Below are 22,611 nucleotides of genomic sequence, written 5' to 3' on the forward strand. Positions count from 1 at the left end.
ACGGCCCCGGCCATCAGAACGGTCGGTCGCCGGTGATGCCGGCGCGCTCCATGCGGCGCACGGCGGGCCAGTAGTCCTGGACGGCGTAGTGCTGGGTCGAGCGGTTGTCCCAGATTGCGACCGAGTCCGGGCTCCAGCGCCAGCGCACCTGGTACTCGGGGACGGCCGCCTGGCTGATCAGATACCGCAGGAGGTCGGCGGCGCCGGGCGCGTAGTCCTGGCCGAAGCGCACGTTCTCGGGCCGGTGGTAGTTCACGAAGTGCGTGGTGAACGCGTTGACGAAGAGGATCTTCTCGCCGGTCTCCGGGTGTGTGCGCACCACCGGGTGTTCCGCGTCGGGGAAGCGTTCCTTGAGCGCGTGCCGCTCCGCCGTCGGCAGAGCCGCGCCGAACGTCGCCTCGATGCTGTGCCGGGCGCGCAGCCCCTCGATGCGCTGCTTGACCCGGTCGGGCAGGCGCCGGTACGCCTCGGCCATGTCGATCCACATGGTGTCGCCGCCGACCGCCGGGCCCTCGACGCAGCGCAGCACCGCACCCATGGGCGGGCACTCGCGCCACGTCGCGTCGCAGTGCAGGGCGTTCTCGTAGTGCTCGGGCTTGCTGTCGAGGTCCTTGTAGATGCGGACGAGACCGGGGTGCTCGGGGTCGCTGCCCGCCACCGGATGGTCCTCGAGCGGGCCGAAGCGAGAGGCGAAGGTGACGTGTTCGGCCCGCGACATGTCCTGGTCGCGCAGGAACAACACCTTGTACTGGAGGAGGAGTTGACGGATCTCGGCGAACAGCTCCTCGTCGCGGGCCGCGTCGCTGAGCTGAACGCCGTGCAGCTCGGCGCCGAGTGTGCAGGTCAGGGGTTCGACGGTGAGGGCGGTACGGACAGGCATGGGTACTCCCGGAGAAGCGCGGAGAGGTTCGGAGGAGGTTCAGAGGACGAAGACGGACGAGCCCGTCGTGCGGCCCGACTCCAGGGCGCGGTGCGCGTCCACCGCGTCCGGCAGCGCGAACCGCTGCGGGATCCGGACCGTGATCCGGCCGGCCGCCACGTGGTCGAACAACTCCCCGGCGAGGGCGGACCGTTCGGCCGGATCCGCGATGTAGTCGGCGAGCGCGGGCCGCGTCACGAACAGCGAGCCGTGGACGGCCAGTTGCATGGCGTCCAGCGGTGGCACACCCGACGCCGTGCCGAAGCACACCAGCAGTCCGCGGCGGCGCAGCGAGGCCATCGACGCCTCGACGGTGTCCTTGCCGATGCTGTCGAGGACGAGCGGAACGCCTTCTCCGTCAGTGAGTTCACGGACCCGCTCCGCGACGTTCTCGCGCCGGTACAGGATGGTGTGGTCGCAGCCGTGCTCGCGGGCGACGGCCGCCTTCTCCTCCGTGGAGACCGTGCCGATGACCCTGATGCCGAGCAGCTTCGCCCACTGGGTGAGGATCAGCCCGACGCCACCGGCCGCCGCGTGCAGCAGGATCGTGTCGCCCGCCTCCAACGGATGGATGCGGCGCAGCAGATACGCGGAGGTCAGGCCGCGCATGGTCATGGCGGCGGCCGTGTCGAAGCCGATCGCGTCCGGCAGTTTGATCAGGGACCCTGTGGGCATCACGCGCTCGGTGCTGTACGCGCCGAGCGGGCTTCCCGTGTACGTGACCCGGTCGCCCGCGGCGAACTCCGTCACGCCCGGCCCCACGGCCAGGATCACGCCCGCGCCCTCGACGCCGAGCCCCGCGGGCAGCGGCGCCGGGTACAGACCGGTGCGGAAGTAGGTGTCGGCGAAGTTCAGGCCGACCGCCTGATGCCGGATGCGCACCTCGCCGGGGCCCGGGGCGCCCACCGCGACCTGTTCCCAGCGCAGCACATCGGGGCCGCCGGTCTCGTGGAAGCGGACCGCGTACGCCATCAGTGCTTGCCCTCGGTCGCGACGGGACGCAGCATCGAACCCCGTTGTCCGGGGCGGCGGTTGGGCACCATGCCGAGCTGCGCGAGGGTCTCGTCCGTGCCGTCGTACCACTCGCCGAGCCGGTAGATCTCCCGCGCCTCGGGACCGGACGCCACCTCGCGGCCGACCGCGTCGGCGATCCGCACCATCTGCTCGACCTGCTGCACCGACGACATCCGCTCGCCCTTGCGGCTCCACAGGTTGTCCTCGTTGCCGACGCGGACGTGGGCGCCGAGCGCGATCCCGACCGCGTTCATGGGAGCCACCGCGCGCATCGACGCCTCGATGGTGAGCACGGCGCCGTCCGGCACGCGACGGATGAACTCGACCAGGTCGGCGGGGTGCCGGCCCGCGAACCCGCCGCCGATCGCCACGTAGTTGAGGACGAGCGGGCCGTGGTACTCGCCCTTGCGGATGAGGCGCTCGACCGTCTCCAGCTGGGACAGGTTGGCGAGTTGGAAGTGCGGCTGGATGCCGTTCGCCCGCAGCCGCTTCAGGTGCTCCAGATAGAACTCGGGGCCCGCCTCGACGACCATGTCCCGGTACGCCTTGTAGTAGCCCGGCTTGGCGATGGACGTGCCCTCGATGTCGGCGTCGTCGAAGATCTCGACGATGTTCATCTGGTTGGTGTTGATCGCGATGGTGACCTGGTCGGGGCTCGGCGAGACCTCCGCCAGCATGTGGCGGGTGTCGTAACTGAGCCACTGCGCGTCGCCGCCCTCGTCCTCGGGGGCGAAGGAGATCGAACCGCCGATCTGGAGCACCATGTCCGGTACGGCCTCGCGCAGCCGGCCCATCAGCTCGTTGAACATCGACAGGCGCTTCGAGCCGTGCCCGTCCAGTTCGCGTACGTGGATGTGCAGCACGGTGGCGCCGGCGTTGTAGCAGTCCACGGCGGCCTGAACGTGCTCGTCCATGGTCATCGGAAGGTCGTCGGCGTCGCCGGGCAGCCACTCGGGGCCGTACGGCGCCGCCTGGATCACCAGCTTCTGCTGGTTCTCGGGGTAGAGGGAATCATCGTGGAAATGCATGGTTTTACGCCCTTTCGGTGCGGTTTCTCGCCTACCACCGCCACGTTAAGGACGGGTTACGTGGCCCGCTTAACCGAAAGGGACAGCCAACTTGTCACTTGGGGACAGGAGTTGATCTCACCGCTGTTTCCGAACTTCCCGTAGGTTCCGAACTCCCCGTACGTTCCGAACTCCCCGTACGCCGGGCCCGCCAGGCCCGCGGCGTACAGCCGAACTGCTCGCGGAACCAGCGCGAGAAGCCGCTGGGCGCGGAGAAGCCGAGGAGGAGCGAGACCTCGGTCAGCGGATGGCGCGGATTCGCCACCAACTGCTCGGCGAGGCGGGCGCGGGTGGCGTTGAGCAGCGAGGAGAACGTGTGCCCCGCCGACGCCAGATGCCGGTGCACCGTCCTGCGGTCCACACCGAGACTGTGCGCGACCTCCTCGATGGAGCAGCGTCCCGTCGGCAGCAGCGCCTCGATCAGCTCCCGCACCTGGTCGACGAGGGCGGCCCCGCGCGGCTCGGTGACCGAGTCGAAGTACTGGCGGGCGTAGGCGTGCAGGAGCGGGTCCGAGTGCGGGTTGGGGGCGTCGAGGTCACGCGCGTGCAGCACCAGGCCGTTGAACGCGCGGCCGAACTCCACGGCGGGGCCGAACAGGCGGTGGTGTGTGCCGGGTTCGGTGGGCGCCGGGTGTGTGAAACAGATGGCGGCAGGGCGGCAGCGGTCGCCGAGGATCTCCCGTACGACGTGGTGGAAGACGCCCACGGCCAGCTCCGTGGCCTGCCGCGCGGGCGTCGGCTCACCCGATTCGAGCCACACCTTCAGCACCGACCGCCCCTCCGACTCGTCGAGCCGGCCGTGCAGCATCTCGTTGTACGCGTCCTCGTGGCGGATCAGCAGGTCGAGCGCGCTGCGCAGCGTCGGCTCCTCGCGCGCCACCAGGCTGATCGGTCCCAGGTTCGCGAACCGGCGCCGTCCGGCGAGCAGCAGCCCGAAGTCCTCGCGGCCCGCCACGGCGGCCGACCGTTCGAGCAGCCGGGTCACGGCGGGCCCGGGGATCCACCGGTCCTGTACGGAGAGTTCGGCGGGGCGCAGGCCCACCTCGCGCAGCAGCGGTTCCGGCGCGATGCCGAGCGAGCGGGCGAGCGGGACGTAGCCGCTGAGCGCGGCGCTGCGGACTCGGGGCTTCATGGGCACGCTCCTTGCCTGTCCCCGTTGGATAAGTCGCACGTCACGAGGAGGCAAGCGGGGGACCGGACCGCGACCTAGCGTTGCAGCGCCGCGACGGTCCCCGAGGCCACCCGGTCACGGAGTTACCGAACGCCAGGAAACCGGCCGGACAGCGCGTTGACAAGGCACCGGCCGAAGATCAGCCCTCGAAGGAGCCGCATGACCAACCTTGCCACCCTCCTCGTCGCAGCCGCCCGGGAGCACGGCGACCGGCCGGCCGTGCGGCAGGGCGGGGACCGTCTCACGTACGAGGAGCTGGGCGACGCATGTGCCCGGTTCGCCGCGCTGCTGGGGGAGAGGGGCGTGCGGGCCGGTGACCGGGTGGCCATGGCCGTGCCCAATGTCGTCGACTTCCCTGTCGCCTACTACGGCATCCTCGCCGCGGGCGCCGTGGTGGTCCCGCTGAACCCGCTGCTGAAGTCCCGGGAATTCGCCCACGTGCTGGGGGACTGCGAGCCCCGTGCCGTGGTGACGGCGGCATCGTGTGCGGCCGAGGTCGCTGCCGCCGCCGCGCCGACCGGCACCCCCGCTCTGACCGTGGGGACGGAGGAGTTCACCCAACTGCTGCGCGACACCGAGCCGTTGAGGGCGGTCGTCGAGCGCGCCGACCACGACACGGCCGTGATCCTCTACACCTCGGGGACGACCGGAGCGCCCAAAGGGGCCGAGCTCACCCATCGCAATCTCGCCGCCAACGCGCGCACCGTCGCGCGCGACATCCTCCGGATCGGCCGGGACGACGTGGTCTTCGGCGGGCTCCCGCTGTTCCACGCGTTCGGCCAGACCTGCGCGCTCAACGCCGCCGTGAGCGCGGGCGCGACGCTCACCCTGCTGCCCCGGTTCGACGCCGGGGCGGCACTGGAGACCATGGCACGCGACGGAGTCACGCTCTTCCTCGGTGTGCCGACGATGTACGCGGCCCTGCTCCATGGAGGCGTGGGGGTACGGCCCGGAAGGCTGCGGCTCGCCGTCTCGGGCGGCGCCTCCCTGCCGGTCCAGACGCTGCACGCCTTCGAGCGTGCGTACGGGGTGCCGATTCTGGAGGGCTACGGGCTGTCCGAGACGTCCCCGGTCGCCACGTTCAACCCGCCGGACGGGCCCCGCCGACCCGGCTCGATCGGGCTGCCGGTCGACGGCGTCGCGCTCCGCCTCCTCGACGACGCCGGGCAGCCCGTCGAGGCCGGCGAGGTGGGCGAGATCGTGATCCGCGGCGACAACGTCATGAAGGGCTACTGGAACCGCGCGGCGGCGACCCGCGAGGCCTTCACGGACGGCTGGCTGCGCACCGGGGACCTCGCCCGCGTCGACGACGACGGCTACTACTACGTCGTCGACCGGAAGAAGGACCTCATCATCCGCTCCGGCTACAACGTCTACCCGCGGGAGATCGAGGAAGTGCTCCACGAGCATCCCGCCGTCGCGGAGGCCGCCGTGCTCGGCGTCCCGCACGAGACCCACGGCGAGGAGGTCGTCGCCGTCGTCAGCCTGCGCGCCGGTGAGCGCGCCGAGGCCGATGCCATACGGGAGTTCGTCCGGGAACGGGTCGCCGCCTACAAGTACCCGCGCCGCGTGCGGATCGTGGCCGCCCTGCCGAAGGGGGCGACCGGCAAGATCCTCAAGCGCGAGCTGGCGGACTAGTTGAGCTCGTCCGGGTGCGGACCCGTGCGCAGGTCGCGGTCGAGGGTGGCGATGGAGGCAAGCTCGTCGTCCGTGAGCGTGAAGTCGAAGACGTCGAGGTTCTCGCGGATGCGGGCCGGCGTCACGGACTTGGGGATCACGACGTTGCCGAGCTGGAGGTGCCAGCGCAGCACGACCTGGGCGGGCGACTTGCCGTGGCGGGCGGCGATCGTGGTGATCGCCTCGTCGCCGAGGACCGCGCCCTGCGCGAGCGGGCTCCACGCCTCGGTGGCGATGCCGAGGTCGGCGTGCACGGCGCGCAGCTCGCTCTGCTGGAGGCCCGGGTGCAGCTCGACCTGGTTGACGGCGGGTACGAGCGGCGAGTCCGCGAGGAGCCGCTCGAGGTGCGCGGGCTGGAAGTTGGAGACGCCCGCGGCGCGGATCCGGCCGTCGGCGACCAGCTTCTCGATGGCCTTCCAGGTCTCGCGGTAGAGGTCGCGCTCCGGGGTCGGCCAGTGGATGAGGTACAGGTCGACGTAGTCGAGGCCCAGCTTCTCCAGCGAGGCGTCGAAGGCCGCGAGCGTGGCGTCGTAGCCCTGGTCGGCGTTCCACAGCTTGGTCGTGATGAACAGGTCCTCGCGGGCGATGCCGGAGGTGGCGAGCGCGCGGCCGACGCCGGTCTCGTTCCCGTAGATCGCCGCGGTGTCGATGCTGCGGTAACCGGCCTCGAGCGCGGCGGTCACGGCCGCGGTGGTCTCGTCGTCCGGCACCTGGAAGACGCCGAAGCCCAGCTGGGGGATCTCGACGCCGTTGTTGAGGGTGACGGTGGGGATGGTGGACGGTGCCATGGTGTGAGTGGCCTCTCGGGTGGTACGGGCCCTACGGGTGCTTACGTCGCCCGACGGTAATTGCAGGCGCGGGTTAAATGCAAACGCACGTATCACGGGCTTGCATTTACCGCCGTGTGCAACCATTGTCCGGATGAAGGCCATCACTCTGAACGAATACGGCGGCCCTGACGCGCTGCGGCTCACCGACCTCCCCGACCCGAAGGTCGCACCTGGTGAGGTGCTGATCCGGGTCCGGGCCGCCGGGGTCAACCCGGTCGACTGGAAGCTCGCCGCGGGCGGCCTCGACCCGATCATGGAAACGCACTTCCCCCTCGTCCCCGGCTGGGACGTGGCCGGAGTGGTCGAGCGCGTCGGCTTCGACGTCGAGGAGTACGCGCCCGGGGACGAGGTCTTCGGCTACATCCGCAAGGACGCCGCCCAGCTCGGCGCCTACGCCGAATACGTCTCCGCGCACGTGCGCATGCTCGCCCGCAAGCCCGCCGCGCTCTCCTGGGAGCAGGCCGCGGGCGTCCCGCTCGCCGGGCTCACGGCCTACCAGGCCATCAAGCGCGTGGGTGTCGGCACGGGTGACACGGTCCTGGTGCACGCGGCCGCGGGCGGCGTCGGCTCGTTCGCCGTCCAGATCGCAGTGGCGCTCGGTGCCCGCGTGATCGGCACGGCGAGCGCCCACAACCACGACTTCGTACGGGAGTTGGGCGCGGAACCCGTGGCCTACGGTCCCGGACTCGCCGACCGTGTCGCGGAGTCGGCGCCCGAGGGCATCGGCGCGGCGCTCGACTTCGTCGGTGGCGAGGAAGCCGTCGAGACCTCGCTGCGGCTGCTCGACCGGCCCGACCGGTTCGCCTCCATCGTCGAGGCGGAGGCCGCGGAGAAGGGCGGCCACTACGTGTGGGTCCGCCCGGACCCGGCCGATCTCACGGCGCTCGCCGACCTCGCCGACGCGGGGAAGCTGACCGTGCCTGTCTCGCGGGTGCTTCCGCTGGCCGAGGCGGCACAGGCCTGGCGGCTCAACGCCGAGGGACACACGCGGGGCAAGCTCGTGCTGTCCGTGGACTGAGCTGCTGCGCCGCGTTGAACCTCGGGGTCTGCGGGCCGCTTACGCGGTGCGGTCCCGCGGCTCGTCCGCGTACGGGGCCAGCTCCGCCCGCTTCGGTGCCCGGCCGTCGCCCGACGACCTTCCCGTCAGGCGGCGGCCGATCCACGGCACGAGGTGCTGCTTGGCGAAGCGGGCGTCGGCCACCCGGCGCTCCACCCAGTTCGGCGGGAGCGAGGGCGGCAGCTCGGCGCGCCAGTCGGACTCCGCCTCGTGGCCGAGGCCCTGCCAGATCGCCTCGGCGACCCGGCGATGGCCCTCCGCCGTGAGGTGCAGCCGGTCCACGTCCCACATGCGCTGATCGCCGAGGACCGGCGCCCCGTACAGGTCGACGACGAGGGCGTCGTGCTTCGCCGCCAGTTCGTCGATGCAGGTGAACAGCTCCTCCATGCGCGGCCGGAACCGCTCCATCACCGGGCCGTTGCGGCCGGGGCTGCGCATCAGGACGAGCTGCTCGCAGGACGGGGCCAGCGTCTCCACGGCCTGCGTGAGCAGATCGCGGACGCGGACCATGTCGCACTTGGGGCGAAGGGTGTCGTTGAGGCCGCCGACCAGGGTCACGACATCGGCCTTCATCGCGGCGGCGACATCGATCTGCTCGTCGACGATCTGGCCGATGAGCTTGCCGCGCACGGCGAGATTCGCGTAGCGGAAGTCCTCGGTGCGCGCGGCCATCCGGGCGGCGAGGAGATCCGCCCATCCTCGGTAGGAACCGTCCGGCAGCAGGTCCGACATGCCCTCGGTGAAGGAGTCGCCGACCGCGACGAGGCTGGTGTGGTGGGGGTTCGTGTGCATGACTGCCCAGATCGTATCCCGAGGCAACGAAGTGGTGGGCGCCGCGGGTCTGGGCAGCGGCGCCCGGCGGCGGTATGCCAGGAGCGCGTACCGGCTCGCCCGGTCGGGCGGGCGCGACGAACGGGGGAGCGGGTCATGTGGAGCATCGGATTCTGGAAGGCCACCGCCGAGCGGGCGATCCGGACGTTCGCGCAGGCGCTCGCGGCGGTGCTGGTCGCGGGCGCGACGAACCTGCTGGACGTCGACTGGGCCGCGGCCCTCGGCACCGCGGGGCTCGCCACGCTGCTCGCGGTTCTCACGGCGGTCGGCACCGCGCGCATCGGGCCGCACGGTCCCGGCATCCTGGAGGCCCCGACGCCGGAGCCCGCGGCGCCGCGCCCTCAGCCCAAGAAGCCCACGACCGACCCGCCCGCCACACGCACCTGACGGCCCTCGAAGCGGGCCCGCAGCCTGCGGTCGTGGGAGACCACGACGAGCGTGCCCGCGTAGCCGGCCAGCGCCTCGTCCAGGTCCTCCGCGAGCGCGGGCGAGACGTGGTTCGTCGGCTCGTCCAGGAGCAGCAGATCGGCGGGGCGGGTGACCAGGCGGGCCAGATCGAGGCGGCGGCGCTGGCCGACGGAGAGGTCCCGCACCGGCACGGCCAGGTCCTCCTCGCGGAAGAGGCCCAGCGCCAGCAGGGTCCCCGCGTGTTCCTCGGGCAGCCCGTCGAGCCCGGCCGCGAACGCGTCGAGGAGCGGCTGCGCGGTGCCGTCGTGCGCGACCTCCTGCGTCAAGTAGCCGATGCGGGGCGGGCGTTGGACCGTTCCGCGATCCGGCGCGAGGTGCCCGGCGAGCAGGGCGAGCAGCGTCGACTTGCCCGCACCGTTCGGCCCGGTCACCAGGGTGCGCGACCCGGGCTCCAGCACAAGGCGTTCGACCGTGAGCCGTCCCTCGACGGCGACGTCGGTCACCTCCACGGGGCGCAGGAAGGGGTGGTCGCCACCTTCCGGAGCTCCGCCTTCCGGGCCCCCGCCCACCCGGAACCGCAACGGCTCCGGCGGCTTCGGGACCGGGTCGGCGCGCAGCCTCCGCAGCCGCTCCCGCGCGTTGCGGACGACGCCGGAGACCTGGCCCTCCACGGAGCGCTGGTGCTTGGAGAACTTGGCGAACGCGCTGCTGTCCCGCATCCGCCAGCCGCCGGAGAGGCGGGCGGAGGCGTCCTCGGCGATCCGCTCCTGCCGGTCCACCTCGTCGGACCACGCCCGGTACCGCTCCTCCCAGCGGCGCCGCGCCGTGCCCCGCTGTTCCAGGTAGCCGTCCCAGCCGTTGCCGTAGCGGGCGACGGAGTGCCGGTCGCCGTCGACCTCGACGATCGCGCCGGCCACCCGGTCGAGGAAGACGCGGTCGTGGGTGACGGCGACGACGGTGCCGCGGTGTGCCCGGAGCCGCTCCTCCAGCCAGCTCAGCGCCTGGTCGTCGAGGTGGTTCGTCGGCTCGTCCAGGAGCAGCAGCTCGGGTCGCGGGGCGAGGACGCAGGCCAGGCCGAGCCGCGCCGCCTCGCCGCCCGACAGGGAGTCGAGCGTGCGGGTGCGCTCCAGGTGCGGGACGCCGAGCCCGTGCAGGGCCGCCTCCAGACGGGCGTCGGCGCGGTAGCCGTCGCGCGCCTCGAAGGCCGCCACCAGATCGGCGTACTCGGTCAGCGCGCCGGGCCCGGCCGAACCGAGGGCCGCCTCCGCCTCGGTGATCCGCCGCTCCAGGTCGCGCAGCTCGGCGAGCGCCGCGTCGACGGCATCCCGCACCGTGGCGTCGGGCGGCAGCGGCTGCGTCTGGGCGAGGTAGCCGGTGCCGCCGTCGGCGCCGACCACGACGGAGCCCTCCGAGGGGATCAGCTCGCCCGCGAGCAGCCGCAGCAGCGTCGACTTGCCGGAGCCGTTCTCACCGATGACGCAGGCCTTCTCGCCGGGCCGCACCGACAGCGAGATCCGGTCGAGTACCGGCCGGTCCGGGTATCCGTACGACACGTCCTTCAGGACGAGCTGACTCATGCCTCCCCTTTCCCGGCCCCGCGAGGTTCCTGGCCCCGCGAGGTTCCCGGCCCCCGTGAAGGGCTCACACCGGCTGGCCGAACAGCTCCCGCAGCACGTCCTCCATCGTCACGAGCCCGGCCAGCCGGCCGTCCGCGCCGAGCACCGCCGCGACGTGCGTACGGCTGCCGCGCATCGCGGTCAGCACGTCGTCCAGCGGCGTCGTCTCCCGCACGCGCGCGATGGACCGCATGTCCGGCACCCGGAACGGCAGGTCGCGCGGCATCGCGTCCAGGGCGTCCTTCACGTGGAGGTAGCCGACGATCCGCCGGCCCTCGTCCACCACGGGGAAGCGCGAGAAACCGGACTCGGCGGAGAGCCGCTCCAGCTCCTCGGGCGTGACGCCCACGCGCGCGTAGACGACCTTCTCGATCGGCAGGACGACGTCCTTGACGGGCCGCCGGCCCAGTTCGAGCGCGTCGTGCAGACGCTCCTGCGCGCGGTCGTCGATCAGGCCCGCGGCGGAGGCGTCCTTGACCATGCGGGCCAGCTCGTCGTCCGAGAACGTCGCCGTGACCTCGTCCTTCGCCTCCACGCGGAGCAGCTTGAGCAGCCCGTTCGCGAAGGCGTTGATCGCGAAGATCACCGGGCGCAGGGCGCGCGCGACGGCGACCAGCGGCGGGCCGAGCAGCAGCGCCGAGCGGACCGGCTCGGCGAGCGCGATGTTCTTCGGCACCATCTCGCCGAGCAGCATGTGCAGATACGTTGCCACGGTCAGCGCGATCACGAACGAGATCGGGTGGACCAGGCCGTGCGGCACGCCGACCGCGTCGAACGCGGGCTCCAGCAGATGCGCGATGGCCGGCTCGGCGACGATGCCGAGCACCAGCGTGCACAGCGTGATGCCGAGCTGCGCCGCGGCGAGCAGCGCCGACACGTGCTCAAGACCCCACATGACGCTGCGCGCGCGCCGGTCGCCCTCCTCGGCGTACGGCTCGATCTGGCTGCGGCGCACCGAGATCAGCGCGAACTCGCCGCCCACGAAGAAGGCGTTGACGAACAGCGTCGCCAGGCCGATGAGCAATTGGATCGCGGTCATCGGGCCGCCCCCTTCTCCTGAGAGGCCTTGTCGGCCTTGCTCGCGGCCCTGGCCTTCTCGGCCTTGCCCGCCGTCCTGGCCTTCGCGGCCGTCCGGCCGCTCCTCGTCTCCTCCGCCGTCCCGCTGTCCTCGGTGTCCGGGACCAGCGGCGCATGCAGCAGCACGCGGGCCGCGCGATGCCCGTGCGCGTCCACGACGTCGAGTCGCCACCCGGCGACGTCGACGCTGTCGCCGATGTCCGGGATCCGGCCCAGCTCCGTCGCGACGAGCCCGGCCAGCGTCTCGTACGGTCCGTCGGGCGCACGCAGTCCGACCCGCGCGAGCTGGTCGGTGCGGGCGGCGCCGTCGGCGGAGTAGAGCGTCCGGCCCTCCGGGTCGGTTCCCGCGGCCGCGATGTCGGGGGTCTCGTGCGGGTCGTGCTCGTCGCGGACCTCGCCGACGACCTCCTCGACGATGTCCTCCAGGGTGGCGACACCGGCCGTGCCGCCGTACTCGTCGATGACCACGGCCATCGTCCGCTTGCCGGAGAGCCGGTCGAGCAGCCGGTCCACGGTCAGCGTCTCCGGCACCAGCAGCGGCTCGCGCAGCAGATCGGTGACGCCCTTGCGGGACCGCTGCTCGTCGGGCACGGCGAGGACGTCCTTGATGTGCACGACGCCGACGACCGAGTCGAGGCTGCCGCGGTAGACGGGGAAGCGGGACAGTCCCGTGGCCCGCGTCGCGTTCGCCACGTCCTCGCAGGTGGCCTGGAGGTCGAGGGCCATGACCTGGACGCGCGGCGTCATCACGTTCTCCGCGGTCAGGTCGGCGAGGTTCAGGGTGCGCACGAACAGCTCGGCGGTGTCCGCCTCCAGCGCGCCCGCCTTCGCGGAGTGCCGGGCGAGCGCCATCAGCTCCTGCGGGCCGCGCGCGGAGGCCAGCTCCTCGGTCGGCTCGATGCCGAAGCGGCGCACGAGCCGGTTCGCGGTGTTGTTGAGGTGCGTGATGAACGGGCGGAACGCGGCGCTGAACCAGCGCTGCGGCGTCGCCACCTTCTTGGCCACGGCCAGCGGCGAGGAGATCGCCCAGTTCTTCGGCACCAGCTCGCCGACGACCATCAGGAACACGGTCGACAGGGCGGTGCCGAGGACCAGGGCGACCGAGGAGGAGGCCCCCTCGGACAGCCCGATGGACCCCAGCGGCCCCGCCAGGAGCTTGGAGATGGACGGCTCGGCGAGCATGCCGACGACCAGGTTGGTGACGGTGATGCCGAGCTGGGCTCCGGAGAGCTGGAAGGTCAGGTTCCGTACGGCCCGCAGGGCGCCGGCCGCGCCGCGCTCACCGCGCTCGACGGCCTCTTCGAGATCCGCGCGCTCGACGGTCGTGAGCGAGAACTCCGCGGCGACGAACGCGCCGCAGGCCAGCGACAGCAGGACTGCGACGGCGAGCAGCAGTACTTCGGTCATCGGGGCGTCACCTCCGTCCCATGATCGGCCAGGGCCGGGACGGATGCGCGCTCGCGGGGGCCGCGCGGGGGGACGGAGCAGGGAGGAGTCCCTGTCGGACTGGGAGGCTCGCCCATGGGCGGACGCTCACACCTTTCGTAGGAGTTCGGATGACTCATCCATGTTAAAGCGTCGGCAAAGGGTGTCGGTCCGTCGTACGGGTGCCCCCGCTCGCGGGCCCGTACGCCCCCGCTCACCGGCTGCCGTCACCCTCGGCGAGGGAGCGCAGCAGCTCGACGAAGGCCGGCACGAGCGGCGCCGGGGCGGCGGCGGGCAGCAGCACGCCGTAGTCAAGCGTCGGACCGTCCCGGAACGGAACGAAGGCGACGCCGGGCCGGGCGTGGTAGTCGGCGATGCGGGCCGCCACGATCGACGCGCCGAACCCGGCGGCGACCAGCACGGGGATCTCGTACCAGGAGGTGTAGGAGGGGCCGCGGGGGATGGGGCGGCCCATCGGTGTGGTCGGGGGGAAGTGGAAGTCCATCTGGGGTTTCGGATGGTCCCCCTGGAGCCGGAGCAGTGGCACCTCGGCCAGGTCCTCCAGGGACACGGTGTCGGCGTCGGCCATGGGGTGGTCGGCCGGCAGCATCAGCGCGCGACGTTCTTGCAGCAGCACCGGGCCTGCGGCGAGGCCCGGTTCGAACACGGGGAACTCGGTGATCTGCAGCTGGAGTTCACCGCGGTGCAGCGGACCGTAGAGATCGTTGAACTGGATCTCCTGGATCCGTACGGACCAGCCGGGGTGCCGGCCGCGCAGCTCCTGCGCGGCCCGCAGCAGCAGTTCGGCGCACCAGGGGCCGGAGTAGCCGACGCGCAGTTCGCCGGCCTCGGTCCGCCCCTCGGCGGCGGTCCTGTCGAGCGCCTGGAGGATGCGTCGGTGGGCCGGGAGCAGCTCGTCGCGCAGTCGTTGGCCGGGAGGGGTGAGCCGCACCGTGCGCGAGGTCCGCTCGAAGAGCTGCACGCCGAGCCGGCGCTCCTGCTTCTTGATGACATGGCTGACCCGGGACGGGGTGATGTGCAGCCGCTCGGCGGTCCGCCCGAAGTGCAGCTCGTCCGCCAGCGTCAGAAAGATCTCGATGTCCCGCAGCTCCATCGGCCCCCGCCTCCCCAGTGAGCGTGAACCTAGCGGTCAACTGTGCGGTGACACAATGCGCATTGATGCTTCGGAGGACAACACAGCCTTGCCGAACTCATTGTTGATCACCCGTCGGGCCCGGCGCAGGCTGAGGGCGAGGGGCCCGGACGTCTCCGGGCCTGCGAGCCGGACGAGAGCGGGCCGCGCGGGCGGGTCCGCGAGGGGTGGGCGATGGGACACATCAGCGGCGGTTTCTCCGAGGCAGGGCAGCGCAGGGTCCGTGACCTGCTGGCGCGGCACGTCGAGTCCGGGCGGATTCCCGGCGTGGTCGTGCTCTACAGCCGGGGCGAGGAGACGTACGTCGAGACGCTGGGGACGATGCGTCAGGACGGCGGCGATCCGATGCGCCGGGACACGATCTTCCGGATGGCGTCCACCTCCAAGCCGGTCTCGATCGCGGCGGGCATGGTGCTGCTCGACGAGTGTCGGCTGCGCCTCGACGACACGGTCGAGGAGTGGCTGCCGGAACTGTCCGACCGGCAGGTGCTGAAGCGGGTCGACGGACCGCTGGACGACACCGTCCCCGCGCGCCGGCCGATCACCGTGCGGGACATCCTGACGTCCACGTTCGGGCTCGGCATGGATATGACCGCGATCGGCACCCCGGTCTTCGGGGCGATCGCCGAGCGGGGGATCATCCCGAACCTCCCGGAGCCGATGCCCGAGCCCGACGAGTGGATGAAGCGCCTGGGCACGCTGCCGCTGATGCATCAGCCCGGAGAGTGCTGGCAGTACCAGATCGCCAGCGACCTCCTCGGCGTGCTGGTCGCCCGGGTTTCAGGGCAGTCGTTCGACACGTTCTTGCGCGAGCGCATCTTCGAGCCGCTCGGCATGAAGGACACCGGGTTCCACGTGCCCGCCCAGGACATGCACCGGCTCCCTCCGCTGTACGCCCCCGATCCGGCCACCGGCGAGTTCCAGGTCTGGGACGAGTCCGAGGGCGGACGCCACAGTGTGCCCCCGGCCTTCCCCGGCGGTGGCGGCGGTCTCAACTCCACCGCCGACGACTACCACGCCTACTTCCGGATGCTGCTGAACGGCGGAGTGCACGGCGGCGAGCGCGTCCTGTCGAAGCCGGCCGTGCGGCTCATGACCACCAACCGCCTCAACTCCGAGCAGCAGGCGGCCCGGACGGCCCTCGCCACCGAGAACGTCCATGTGTCGTTCGGACAGGCGCAACAGGGCGGCTGGGGCTTCGGCATGGCGGTGCGCACCTACATCGGCGACTACGCGCCGCTCGGCCAGTTCGGCTGGGACGGCGGCAGCGGCACCTCGACCTACGCCGACCCGGTCAACGATGTCACCGGCATCGTCCTCACCCAGGTCGGCGCGTCGGTGGGGCACGCGATCCGGCTGCACAACGACTTCTGGACCACGCTCTACCAGGTGATCGAGGACTGAGGCCGCCACCGAGGGGCCGGCCGCGGGGACGGCCATCGCCTCAGCCTTCGCCCGGCCAAAAGACCTTGGCCGGGCGGAGGCAGCCGTGTTCGAATCCGGGGGTGACTGATCTGAACATGCGCCCCGCGACCCCCGACGACATCGACGCGGTCCTCGCGTTCTGGCGCAAGGCGGCCGAAGGCACGAGCATCTCCGACGACCACGACGGGGTGGCGCGGCTCATCGCCCGCGACGCCGAGGCCCTCATCCTCGCGGAACGCGACGGGCAGCTCGTCGGCACCGTCATCGCCGGCTTCGACGGGTGGCGCTGCTCGGCCTACCGGCTCGCCGTGCACCCCGACCACCGTCGGAAGGGCATCGCGTCGGCGCTCCTGGAAGCGGCCGAACGGCGCTTCGCCGCGCTCGGCGGCCGTCGCGTCGACGCCATGGTCCTGGAGTCCAACACACGGGCGCACGGCGCGTGGTCCGCTTCCGGATACCACCGTGAGGACCACTGGCGCCGCTGGGTGAAGTCGCTGTAGCCCACGCGCCTTTGGCGTACCGGCTCTCAGCGCCCCCGCAGCGCCTCGATCACCGGCGCGAGCGCCTCCATGGACGGCTCCAGGACGGTGATGTACGAAAACCCGAACCGCTCGCGGCGCTCCAGCAGTTGCTCGGTGATCTGCTCGACCGTGCCGACGAGTAGCAGCGGGGAGTCGAGGGCCTGCTCCTCGGTGAGCTGCGGCAGATGTTCGAGGAGGGGCCGGACGGCGGCGGGCCGGTCGTCCGTCACCGCCACCATCTGTACGAGCAGGTTGAGTTCGGCGCTCTCCGCTCGGTCGGCGGCGAACTTCCGGTAGGTGGCCACCCGCTCCTCGAGCTCGTCGCCGGTCAGCGGTTCGAGTCCGCCCGCGTTCCCCGCCGGCGCGCGGGCCCCGGTGAACGCGGCGATGTCGGCGTGCTCGGCGGTGATCCGCAGCATCCGGTCGCCGTTGCCGCCGATCAGGAGCGGGGGCTTGGGGCCCTGGTCGGGGGCGGAGAGCAGCCGGTCGAGCTCCGTGACGGTGCGCACCAGGTGGTCGACGCGGCTGCCGGGCGTGCCCCACTCCAGGCCGGCCTGCTCGAACTCCTCGCGTACGTAGCCGGTTCCGAGGCCCAGTTCGAGACGGCCGCCGGTCAGGGCGACGGTGGTGGTGACCTCGCGGGCGAGCAGCACCGGGTTCCAGAACGCGCAGTTGAGCACGAACGTGCCGACCTTCGGCCGGCTCGTCGCGTCGGCCGCCGCCACGAGCGAGGGGAACGGCGACGGGGCGCCCAGATGGTCGGGCACGAGGATCACGTCGTAACCGATCTCCTCGGCACGCCGGCACTTGGCGCGCCACGCGTCGTCCGGCGCGGGGGTCACCAGATTGACGCCGAAGCGGAACGGGCGCGCCGCCTGGGAACCTGCCGTACTCATGAACTCTCCTCAGAACGTGGACAGTTGCCGCACCGACCCTACGTCCGGCCCGCTATTCGTGCGCGATCGCCGCCAGCACGTTCAGCCGCGAGGCCCGCAGCGCCGGCAACAGCGCCGCCGCGAGGCCCACGAGCACCGAGCCGACCACCACCGTGGCGATCGTCGTCCACGGGATCGCCAGCGCCTCCATGCCCTCCAGGGCCAGCACCCGCTGCGCGACCACGCCCCATACGAGCCCGAGCGCGAGCCCGAGCACCGCCCCGAACACGGCGATCACCACCGACTCCAGGCGGATCATGAGCCGCAACTGGCGCCGCGCGAGCCCGATCGCCCGCAGCAGCCCTATCTCCCGCGTGCGTTCCACGACCGACAGGGCAAGGGTGTTGACCACGCCGAGGACCGCGATGACGATCGCCAGGCCGAGCAGCGCGTACACCAGATACAGGAGCACCGCGATCTGCCCGTGGATCAGCTCCTTGTAGTCGGCGAGGTCGCGCACCTGCACCTGCGGATACGGGTCGAGCGTCTTCTCCAGGCGCTCGCGCAGCACGTCGGGTGAGGTGCCGGAGGAGGCGTTCACGTACACCGCCGAGTCCTGGCCGCCCGGCGCGTACTTCACCAGTGTGGACAGGCCCATCGCGAAGCCGCCGGTCATACCGAAGTCGTTGGCCTCCTGGTCGGTCAGGGCGCCCACGGTCAGCTCGGTGCGCTTCCCGCCGGGGAACTCCACGGGCAGCACGCTGCCGATCCGCGCCCCGTGCTCGGCCGCGAACTCCTTCTGCAGCAGCAGGCGTCGGGGTGCCAGGCCCGTGGCGCTGCTGCCCCGCGCGTACGTGACGTGCGCGACCTCGTCGACCCGCCGGTCCCACCCGGCAGCCGTCGTCTTCACCCGCTTCCCGTCCGGCATGCGCACGGCGAGCGCGCTGAACCGCTGGCGCACCACCAGACCCACGCCGTCCGTCGCCCGTATCTTCCGGGTGACCTCCTGCGAGAACGGCATGAAGTTGGCGTTCTGCACGGTGAAGTCGGCGCCCAGCGTCTTGTCGATCTGCTCGTCGAACGACTTGCTCATGGACGCGCTCGCCACGGACATCCCCGCCACGAGGGCAAGGCCCACCATCAGGGCGGCGGCGGTGGCTCCGGTGCGGCGCGGGTTGCGCAGCGCGTTGCGCTGGCTCATCCGGCCGATCGAACCGAACACGGCGGGGAACGCGCCGCCGAGGACCCGGATCACGGGCCGTACGAGCAGGGGCCCCGCGACGACCGTCGCGAGCAGCGTGAGGACGATGCCGAGGCCGAGCAGCGAGGACGCGGGCCCCGTCTCGTCCGCCATCCAGCAGCCGATCAGGGCCGCGGCGCCGGCCGCGCCGATCACCGAACCCACCAGCGCCCGCACCTTCAACGGCCGCCCCACACCCGCGATCTCGGCGTCGGCGAGCGCGGCCATCGGGGAGACGCGGGCCGCGCGCCGCGACGGCAGATACGCGGCCACGAACGTGACCCCGACGCCGACCACGAACGAAATCACGGGAGTGGTCCAACCCACCGCCATTTCCGTGGACTTGATGTTCATGCCGAAGACGCTCATCACCTTGATGAGCCCGACGGCGAGCCCCACGCCGAGGGCGAACCCGGCCGCCGAACCGACGAGCCCGAGCAGCACCGCCTCCGTCAGGACGGAGCGCCGCACCTGCCGACGGTCCGCACCGAGCGCCCGCAGCAGTCCCAACTCCCGGGTCCGCTGGGCGATCAGCATCGAGAACGTATTCACGATGAGGAACACGCCGACCAGGACGGCGATCCCGGCGAAGGCGAGCATCACGTACTTGATGACGTCGAGGAACCCGCCCAGGTCGTCCGTGGCCGACTTCGCGTCCTCGTCGGCCGTCTTCAACTCGTAGGCGCCGCCCAGCTCTTGGCCGATCCGCCGCTTGAGGGTCGTGTCGGCGACGCCCGGCGCCGCGTCCACCGCGATGCTCGAGGCGCGCCCGGTGCCGCCGAGCAGCCTGCGCTGCGCGGTGCCCGTGTCCAGGAAGACGAGGGCCGCGCCCGGGTTCGTCGTACGGAACGTGGCGATGCCCACGACCTCGACCTTGAACGAACCGGGCTCGGCGAGGACGGTGAGCGGGTCCCCGATGCCTACGTGCTTCTTGTCGGCGGTGTCCGCGTCGAGCAGCGCCTGGCGGGGTCCGCGCGGCGCGTGCCCCGACGTGAGGCGCAGCGGACTGCGGTCCGTAGGCTCCCAGTTGGTGGCGATCGTGGGCGCACCGGTGGTCGGTCCGACCGACTTGTTGTGCCGGTCGACGACGGTGATGTTCTCGACCCCGGCGTCGATGTGCGTGGCGGCCACGCCGTCGACCCGGTCGATCCGCCCGGCCAACGAGGCGGGCACCGTACGCACCGTGCCCGACGGCACGGACTCGTCGAAGTCGTCCTCCTGGGGTCCCACCCGCACGTCCGCCGACGTCGAAGCGAAGAGCCGGTCGAAGGTGCGCGACACGGTGTCGGAGAAGATCAGGCTGCCCGCGACGAACGCCACCGACAGGACGACGGCGAGCGCGGACAGGACGAGGCGCCCCTTGTGCGCCAGGAAGCTCCGTAAGGTCGCTTTCAACATGGCTAACCCCGGGGGCCGGGCTTTTCGGCGACAACCTGGCGCACGACGTCGAACTGTTTCATGCGCTCCAGGACGGACTCCGCGGTCGGTTCCCGCATCTCGTCCACGACGCGGCCGTCACCGAGGAAGAGGACCAGGTCGGCGTGGGCGGCGGCGCCCGGGTCGTGGGTCACCATGACCACGGTCTGACCCAGCTCGTCGACCGACTGGCGCAGGAATCCGAGCACTTCGAGCCCGGCCCGCGAGTCCAGGTTCCCCGTCGGCTCGTCCGCGAAGATCAGCTCGGGGCGCGCGGCGAGCGCCCGCGCGCACGCGACGCGCTGCTGCTGCCCGCCGGAGAGCTGAGCGGGGCGGTGCTTCAGCCGGTCCCGCAGGCCGAGCGTGTCGATGACCTGCTCCAGCCACTTCTCGTCCGGGTCCTTGCCCGCGATGTCCATCGGCAGCGTGATGTTCTCCGCCGCGTTCAGCGTGGGGATCAGGTTGAAGGACTGGAACATGAAACCGATGCGGTCGCGCCGCAGTCGCGTCAGTTCGCGCTCCTTCAGTCCCGTGATCTCCGTTTCCCCCAGCCACACCTGTCCCGCCGAGACGGTGTCGAGGCCCGCCAGGCAGTGCATCAGCGTGGATTTGCCCGAGCCCGAAGGGCCCATCACGGCCGTGTACCGGCCGCGCGCGATGTCCACGTCGACCGCGTCGAGAGCGAGCACCTGCGTCTCGCCGGAGCCGTACGCCTTCGTCAGGCCCCTGGCCCGCGCGGCGACGGCGGTCTCCTTGGCCACACCCGTTCCCCCCACCCCAACTCCCTTACCTAGTAAGCCAGTTGTGCATCGGGCTTCGAGGCTCGATATCGGGTCCGAGGATAGCCGGTCGCTCTGACAACGGGTCTCAGAGCGCGTCGGCGCCGCTCACCTTCCAGCCGTCGGAGGTGCGGCTCATGGTCATCCGGACCCGGTTGAGGTCCACGAGATCCGCGTGCTGCGGGTCGACGTCGTCTTGCGGTACTCGCCGCCGAAATCGCCGGTCTGTGCGTTCAGGTCGACGATCAACCGGCTGATGCAGGCGATCCGTACGGGGTCGAGGCCGGAGGGCTTCAACCGGCCCACGGGGGAGGGGCGGGCGATCCGTCGCGGCGGGGGCGGACTTCTTTCGGGCAGGTGCGGGTGACTGTGGTGGGTTGCTCCCAAGTGCAGGCAGCGACACCGTCACTCTCAGCACCGAAACGGACGGCAGCGCCACCGTCGGCAACCACCGCGTAGGACCCTCCTCGGTGGAACCCGAACGCTCCGGACCCGGCTCCGTGCGCAGGGGCGACGCGACGTCCCGGTGCTGCTCGCCCCGCGCCTCGCGCGCACGGGGAATCGCGGAACCGGAACCCGCATCGCCCACCGGCCGCACATCCCCCGTGTTCGCCCCGGCCACCCGCGACTCGGTCACCCGCGGCTCAGCGGCCCCGTGCTTCACGGCGTCCGGCACCACGAACCCCGCCACCACAAGCCCCGCCGTCGCGGACGACACCACGACGGCCTGCGCGGGCCCGCTCGCGACGAGCTTCCCGCGGCCCCACAGGAAGAGGGCGAGCCCCAGCGTCCCCGCCAAGGTGCTGCGCAAGGTGCGGCGGGCTCGCGCCAGCAGCGATTCGACGGTCCGATAGCCGAGCCGCATCCGCAGGGCGACCTCTCCCACGTCGAGGCCCTCGGCCTTCAGCCGCAGCGCCTCCGCCTGGCGCTCGGGCAGCCGGGCGCTGCGGGCGGCCAGCCAGCGCGCCTCGTCCCGGTCGCACACGGCCTCCTCGACGGGCACGGGGCCCGGGACCGTCAGCGTCGGGCTGCGGTGCACCTCGGCCTCCCGCGTGACCTGCCGGTGCCGGTCGACGCACAGCCGCATCGTCACCGTCGTGAGCCAGCCGCCGAGCCGCTCGTCATCCAGGCCCGGACGCTCCGCCGCGCGCAGCATCGCCTCGTGCACCGCGTCCTCGGCGTCCTCCGGGGTGACGGATCCGCGCCGGGCGACCCTGAGCAGCTCCTCCCGGTGGCTCCACACGCGCAGCCAGCGCTCGGAGTGCGTGCCACGGCCCGCGGCCGCGGCGACATTCGGTGTGTCCGGCATGTCCATCGGCATGAGGGCCCCTTCGCGCTCATCCGCCGGTCCTGTCCCGTCCGGCCCGCGAGAGTACAGCCGTAGATCAAAGGTGTGGAGAGGCGCAGACGATCGATCGTCCGCACCTTGCCGGTGCTAGCACATCGGCGCTAGCTTGGAGGCATGGCCAAGACGCAGCTGAACGTCAGGGTGGAAGAGGGCACCGCCCGCGCCGCCCGCGAGCGCGCGCTCGCCCAAGGGGTGAGCGTGAACCGGTACATCGAGGAGCTGGTGCGGCGTGACGCCGGCGAGCAGGGGCGGACGTTCGTCGACGCCGCCGCCGACTTCATGAAGCAGTACGAGTCGGTGTTCGCCGAGGAGTTCGGCTCGGACACCGAAGGCCGGCGTCGCCCCGTTGAGTGATTCGTCGAATGAACCGCTGAACGAACCGCCGCATCTCACCATCGACCTCGCCTGGCTGCTCATGGTCGCGGAGCAGAAGACCCCCGGTGATCCGCAGGTCACCGACTGGGGCGCCCTCGTGGGCGCCGTCGCCCGCCACCGGGCCGCGATCTTCGACGTGCCGGTCTACGACTCGGCGCACGCGCGCGCCGCGTCGCTTCTCCAACTCCTCATCCATGTACCGGCGTTGGAGCGCTCGAACGCGATGTACGCGACGGCTGTCGCCTACGCGTACCTCGTCGCCAGCGGGCTGAAGATCGTCACGTCGCCCGAGCAGATCCGCGATCTGGCGCGCCTGGTGAAGACGGGCACGGCGACGGTCCACGACATCGAGAAGGAACTCCGCACCTGGAGCCTGTGAGGCGGCGG

General features: G+C 71.8%; 21 protein-coding genes. 7 read left to right on the plus strand and 14 right to left on the minus strand.

Annotated elements, in window-relative coordinates:
- Nucleotides 1-13 precede the first annotated feature (13 nt).
- From OG746_RS35475 to OG746_RS35490, 4 genes are all read right to left on the minus strand, one after another.
- The gene (locus OG746_RS35475; protein WP_266722250.1) at nt 14-880 is read right to left on the minus strand and encodes a TauD/TfdA dioxygenase family protein; all 867 of its coding nucleotides are present in this window, start codon (nt 878-880) and stop codon (nt 14-16) included.
- Between the two features lie 39 nt (nt 881-919).
- On the minus strand, nt 920-1,891 hold the full coding sequence (locus OG746_RS35480; RefSeq protein WP_266722252.1) for a quinone oxidoreductase family protein: 972 nt from the start codon (nt 1,889-1,891) through the stop codon (nt 920-922).
- Nucleotides 1,891-2,961 (minus strand): beta-keto acid cleavage family enzyme, encoded by a 1,071-nt coding sequence (locus tag OG746_RS35485; RefSeq protein ID WP_266722254.1) that lies wholly within the window; start codon nt 2,959-2,961, stop codon nt 1,891-1,893. The genes OG746_RS35480 and OG746_RS35485 overlap by 1 nt, the downstream gene beginning before the upstream one ends.
- A gap of 94 nt (nt 2,962-3,055) precedes the next feature.
- On the minus strand, nt 3,056-4,132 hold the full coding sequence (locus tag OG746_RS35490) for an AraC family transcriptional regulator (RefSeq protein ID WP_266722256.1): 1,077 nt from the start codon (nt 4,130-4,132) through the stop codon (nt 3,056-3,058).
- A 198-nt stretch (nt 4,133-4,330) separates the two neighbouring features.
- Here OG746_RS35490 and OG746_RS35495 point away from each other — a divergent pair, with 198 nt between their 5' ends.
- Nucleotides 4,331-5,809 (plus strand): long-chain-fatty-acid--CoA ligase, encoded by a 1,479-nt coding sequence (locus tag OG746_RS35495; protein ID WP_266722258.1) that lies wholly within the window; start codon nt 4,331-4,333, stop codon nt 5,807-5,809.
- Here the strand turns inward: OG746_RS35495 and OG746_RS35500 are convergent.
- On the minus strand, nt 5,806-6,636 hold the full coding sequence (locus tag OG746_RS35500) for an aldo/keto reductase (protein ID WP_266722260.1): 831 nt from the start codon (nt 6,634-6,636) through the stop codon (nt 5,806-5,808). The two genes, OG746_RS35495 and OG746_RS35500, sit on opposite strands and share 4 nt — an antisense overlap.
- 133 nt (nt 6,637-6,769) lie before the next feature.
- Here OG746_RS35500 and OG746_RS35505 point away from each other — a divergent pair, with 133 nt between their 5' ends.
- The gene (locus OG746_RS35505) at nt 6,770-7,696 is read left to right on the plus strand and encodes an NADP-dependent oxidoreductase (protein WP_266722262.1); all 927 of its coding nucleotides are present in this window, start codon (nt 6,770-6,772) and stop codon (nt 7,694-7,696) included.
- A 39-nt stretch (nt 7,697-7,735) separates the two neighbouring features.
- On the opposite strand, the gene OG746_RS35510 is transcribed toward OG746_RS35505, so the two are convergent.
- Entirely contained in the window at nt 7,736-8,527 is a 792-nt protein-coding gene (locus OG746_RS35510; protein WP_266722264.1) for an SGNH/GDSL hydrolase family protein, read from the minus strand.
- Between the two features lie 135 nt (nt 8,528-8,662).
- Here OG746_RS35510 and OG746_RS35515 point away from each other — a divergent pair, with 135 nt between their 5' ends.
- Nucleotides 8,663-8,953 (plus strand): holin, encoded by a 291-nt coding sequence (locus tag OG746_RS35515; protein ID WP_266722266.1) that lies wholly within the window; start codon nt 8,663-8,665, stop codon nt 8,951-8,953.
- Here the strand turns inward: OG746_RS35515 and abc-f are convergent.
- The 4 genes from abc-f to OG746_RS35535 form a co-directional block, all read right to left on the minus strand.
- The gene (abc-f, locus tag OG746_RS35520) at nt 8,908-10,551 is read right to left on the minus strand and encodes a ribosomal protection-like ABC-F family protein (RefSeq protein ID WP_266722268.1); all 1,644 of its coding nucleotides are present in this window, start codon (nt 10,549-10,551) and stop codon (nt 8,908-8,910) included. The two genes, OG746_RS35515 and abc-f, sit on opposite strands and share 46 nt — an antisense overlap.
- Before the next feature lie 64 nt (nt 10,552-10,615).
- Nucleotides 10,616-11,629, minus strand: a complete 1,014-nt coding sequence (locus OG746_RS35525; protein ID WP_266722270.1) for a hemolysin family protein — start codon at nt 11,627-11,629, stop codon at nt 10,616-10,618.
- Entirely contained in the window at nt 11,626-13,074 is a 1,449-nt protein-coding gene (locus OG746_RS35530; RefSeq protein ID WP_266722272.1) for a hemolysin family protein, read from the minus strand. Before OG746_RS35530 ends, OG746_RS35525 begins: the two co-directional genes overlap by 4 nt.
- Nucleotides 13,075-13,306: 232 nt before the next feature.
- Nucleotides 13,307-14,206, minus strand: coding sequence for a LysR family transcriptional regulator (locus OG746_RS35535; RefSeq protein WP_266722274.1), 900 nt, complete (start codon nt 14,204-14,206; stop codon nt 13,307-13,309).
- Between the two features lie 213 nt (nt 14,207-14,419).
- On the opposite strand from OG746_RS35535, the gene OG746_RS35540 reads away from it, so the two are divergent.
- Both OG746_RS35540 and OG746_RS35545 read left to right on the plus strand, forming a co-directional pair.
- Nucleotides 14,420-15,649: a serine hydrolase domain-containing protein gene (locus tag OG746_RS35540; RefSeq protein ID WP_266722276.1), complete on the plus strand. Its 1,230-nt coding sequence runs from the start codon at nt 14,420-14,422 to the stop codon at nt 15,647-15,649.
- A 101-nt stretch (nt 15,650-15,750) separates the two neighbouring features.
- On the plus strand, nt 15,751-16,170 hold the full coding sequence (locus tag OG746_RS35545; RefSeq protein ID WP_266722278.1) for a GNAT family N-acetyltransferase: 420 nt from the start codon (nt 15,751-15,753) through the stop codon (nt 16,168-16,170).
- A gap of 26 nt (nt 16,171-16,196) precedes the next feature.
- Here the strand turns inward: OG746_RS35545 and OG746_RS35550 are convergent, their stop codons facing one another.
- The 4 genes from OG746_RS35550 to OG746_RS35565 all read right to left on the minus strand — a co-directional run bounded on the left by OG746_RS35550 (nt 16,197) and on the right by OG746_RS35565 (nt 21,822).
- Nucleotides 16,197-17,087, minus strand: a complete 891-nt coding sequence (locus tag OG746_RS35550) for an LLM class F420-dependent oxidoreductase (protein ID WP_266722280.1) — start codon at nt 17,085-17,087, stop codon at nt 16,197-16,199.
- Nucleotides 17,088-17,139: 52 nt separating this feature from the next.
- Complete coding sequence (locus OG746_RS35555) at nt 17,140-19,704, minus strand: ABC transporter permease (protein ID WP_266722282.1); 2,565 nt, start codon at nt 19,702-19,704, stop codon at nt 17,140-17,142.
- 2 nt (nt 19,705-19,706) lie between these two features.
- Nucleotides 19,707-20,483, minus strand: coding sequence for an ABC transporter ATP-binding protein (locus OG746_RS35560; protein ID WP_266722284.1), 777 nt, complete (start codon nt 20,481-20,483; stop codon nt 19,707-19,709).
- Nucleotides 20,484-20,589: 106 nt separating this feature from the next.
- A complete protein-coding gene (locus tag OG746_RS35565; protein WP_266722286.1) occupies nt 20,590-21,822 on the minus strand; it encodes an RNA polymerase sigma factor in 1,233 nt (410 codons plus the stop codon).
- Between the two features lie 141 nt (nt 21,823-21,963).
- Between OG746_RS35565 and OG746_RS35570 the strand changes: the two genes are divergently transcribed.
- Nucleotides 21,964-22,203, plus strand: a complete 240-nt coding sequence (locus tag OG746_RS35570) for a toxin-antitoxin system HicB family antitoxin (protein WP_266722288.1) — start codon at nt 21,964-21,966, stop codon at nt 22,201-22,203.
- A gap of 61 nt (nt 22,204-22,264) precedes the next feature.
- On the plus strand, nt 22,265-22,603 hold the full coding sequence (locus tag OG746_RS35575) for a fic family toxin-antitoxin system, toxin component (protein WP_266725634.1): 339 nt from the start codon (nt 22,265-22,267) through the stop codon (nt 22,601-22,603).
- The last annotated feature ends 8 nt before the right edge of the window (nt 22,604-22,611 follow it).

Source organism: Streptomyces sp. NBC_01016 (assembly GCF_026341035.1).
Taxonomy (GTDB): domain Bacteria; phylum Actinomycetota; class Actinomycetes; order Streptomycetales; family Streptomycetaceae; genus Streptomyces.

What these genes read in the sequence shown, in the direction of transcription:
- OG746_RS35540 (WP_266722276.1), top strand. Translation starts at nt 14,420, where the DNA reads ATGGGACACATCAGCGGCGGTTTCTCCGAGGCAGGGCAGCGCAGGGTC.
- OG746_RS35550 (WP_266722280.1), bottom strand. Translation starts at nt 17,087, where the DNA reads ATGAGTACGGCAGGTTCCCAGGCGGCGCGCCCGTTCCGCTTCGGCGTC.
- OG746_RS35555 (WP_266722282.1), bottom strand. Translation starts at nt 19,704, where the DNA reads ATGTTGAAAGCGACCTTACGGAGCTTCCTGGCGCACAAGGGGCGCCTC.
- abc-f (WP_266722268.1), bottom strand. Translation starts at nt 10,551, where the DNA reads ATGAGTCAGCTCGTCCTGAAGGACGTGTCGTACGGATACCCGGACCGG.
- OG746_RS35575 (WP_266725634.1), top strand. Translation starts at nt 22,265, where the DNA reads ATGGTCGCGGAGCAGAAGACCCCCGGTGATCCGCAGGTCACCGACTGG.
- OG746_RS35535 (WP_266722274.1), bottom strand. Translation starts at nt 14,206, where the DNA reads ATGGAGCTGCGGGACATCGAGATCTTTCTGACGCTGGCGGACGAGCTG.
- OG746_RS35510 (WP_266722264.1), bottom strand. Translation starts at nt 8,527, where the DNA reads ATGCACACGAACCCCCACCACACCAGCCTCGTCGCGGTCGGCGACTCC.
- OG746_RS35480 (WP_266722252.1), bottom strand. Translation starts at nt 1,891, where the DNA reads ATGGCGTACGCGGTCCGCTTCCACGAGACCGGCGGCCCCGATGTGCTG.
- OG746_RS35525 (WP_266722270.1), bottom strand. Translation starts at nt 11,629, where the DNA reads ATGACCGCGATCCAATTGCTCATCGGCCTGGCGACGCTGTTCGTCAAC.
- OG746_RS35505 (WP_266722262.1), top strand. Translation starts at nt 6,770, where the DNA reads ATGAAGGCCATCACTCTGAACGAATACGGCGGCCCTGACGCGCTGCGG.
- OG746_RS35515 (WP_266722266.1), top strand. Translation starts at nt 8,663, where the DNA reads ATGTGGAGCATCGGATTCTGGAAGGCCACCGCCGAGCGGGCGATCCGG.
- OG746_RS35530 (WP_266722272.1), bottom strand. Translation starts at nt 13,074, where the DNA reads ATGACCGAAGTACTGCTGCTCGCCGTCGCAGTCCTGCTGTCGCTGGCC.
- OG746_RS35490 (WP_266722256.1), bottom strand. Translation starts at nt 4,132, where the DNA reads ATGAAGCCCCGAGTCCGCAGCGCCGCGCTCAGCGGCTACGTCCCGCTC.
- OG746_RS35475 (WP_266722250.1), bottom strand. Translation starts at nt 880, where the DNA reads ATGCCTGTCCGTACCGCCCTCACCGTCGAACCCCTGACCTGCACACTC.
- OG746_RS35500 (WP_266722260.1), bottom strand. Translation starts at nt 6,636, where the DNA reads ATGGCACCGTCCACCATCCCCACCGTCACCCTCAACAACGGCGTCGAG.
- OG746_RS35570 (WP_266722288.1), top strand. Translation starts at nt 21,964, where the DNA reads ATGGCCAAGACGCAGCTGAACGTCAGGGTGGAAGAGGGCACCGCCCGC.
- OG746_RS35495 (WP_266722258.1), top strand. Translation starts at nt 4,331, where the DNA reads ATGACCAACCTTGCCACCCTCCTCGTCGCAGCCGCCCGGGAGCACGGC.
- OG746_RS35485 (WP_266722254.1), bottom strand. Translation starts at nt 2,961, where the DNA reads ATGCATTTCCACGATGATTCCCTCTACCCCGAGAACCAGCAGAAGCTG.
- OG746_RS35565 (WP_266722286.1), bottom strand. Translation starts at nt 21,822, where the DNA reads ATGCCGATGGACATGCCGGACACACCGAATGTCGCCGCGGCCGCGGGC.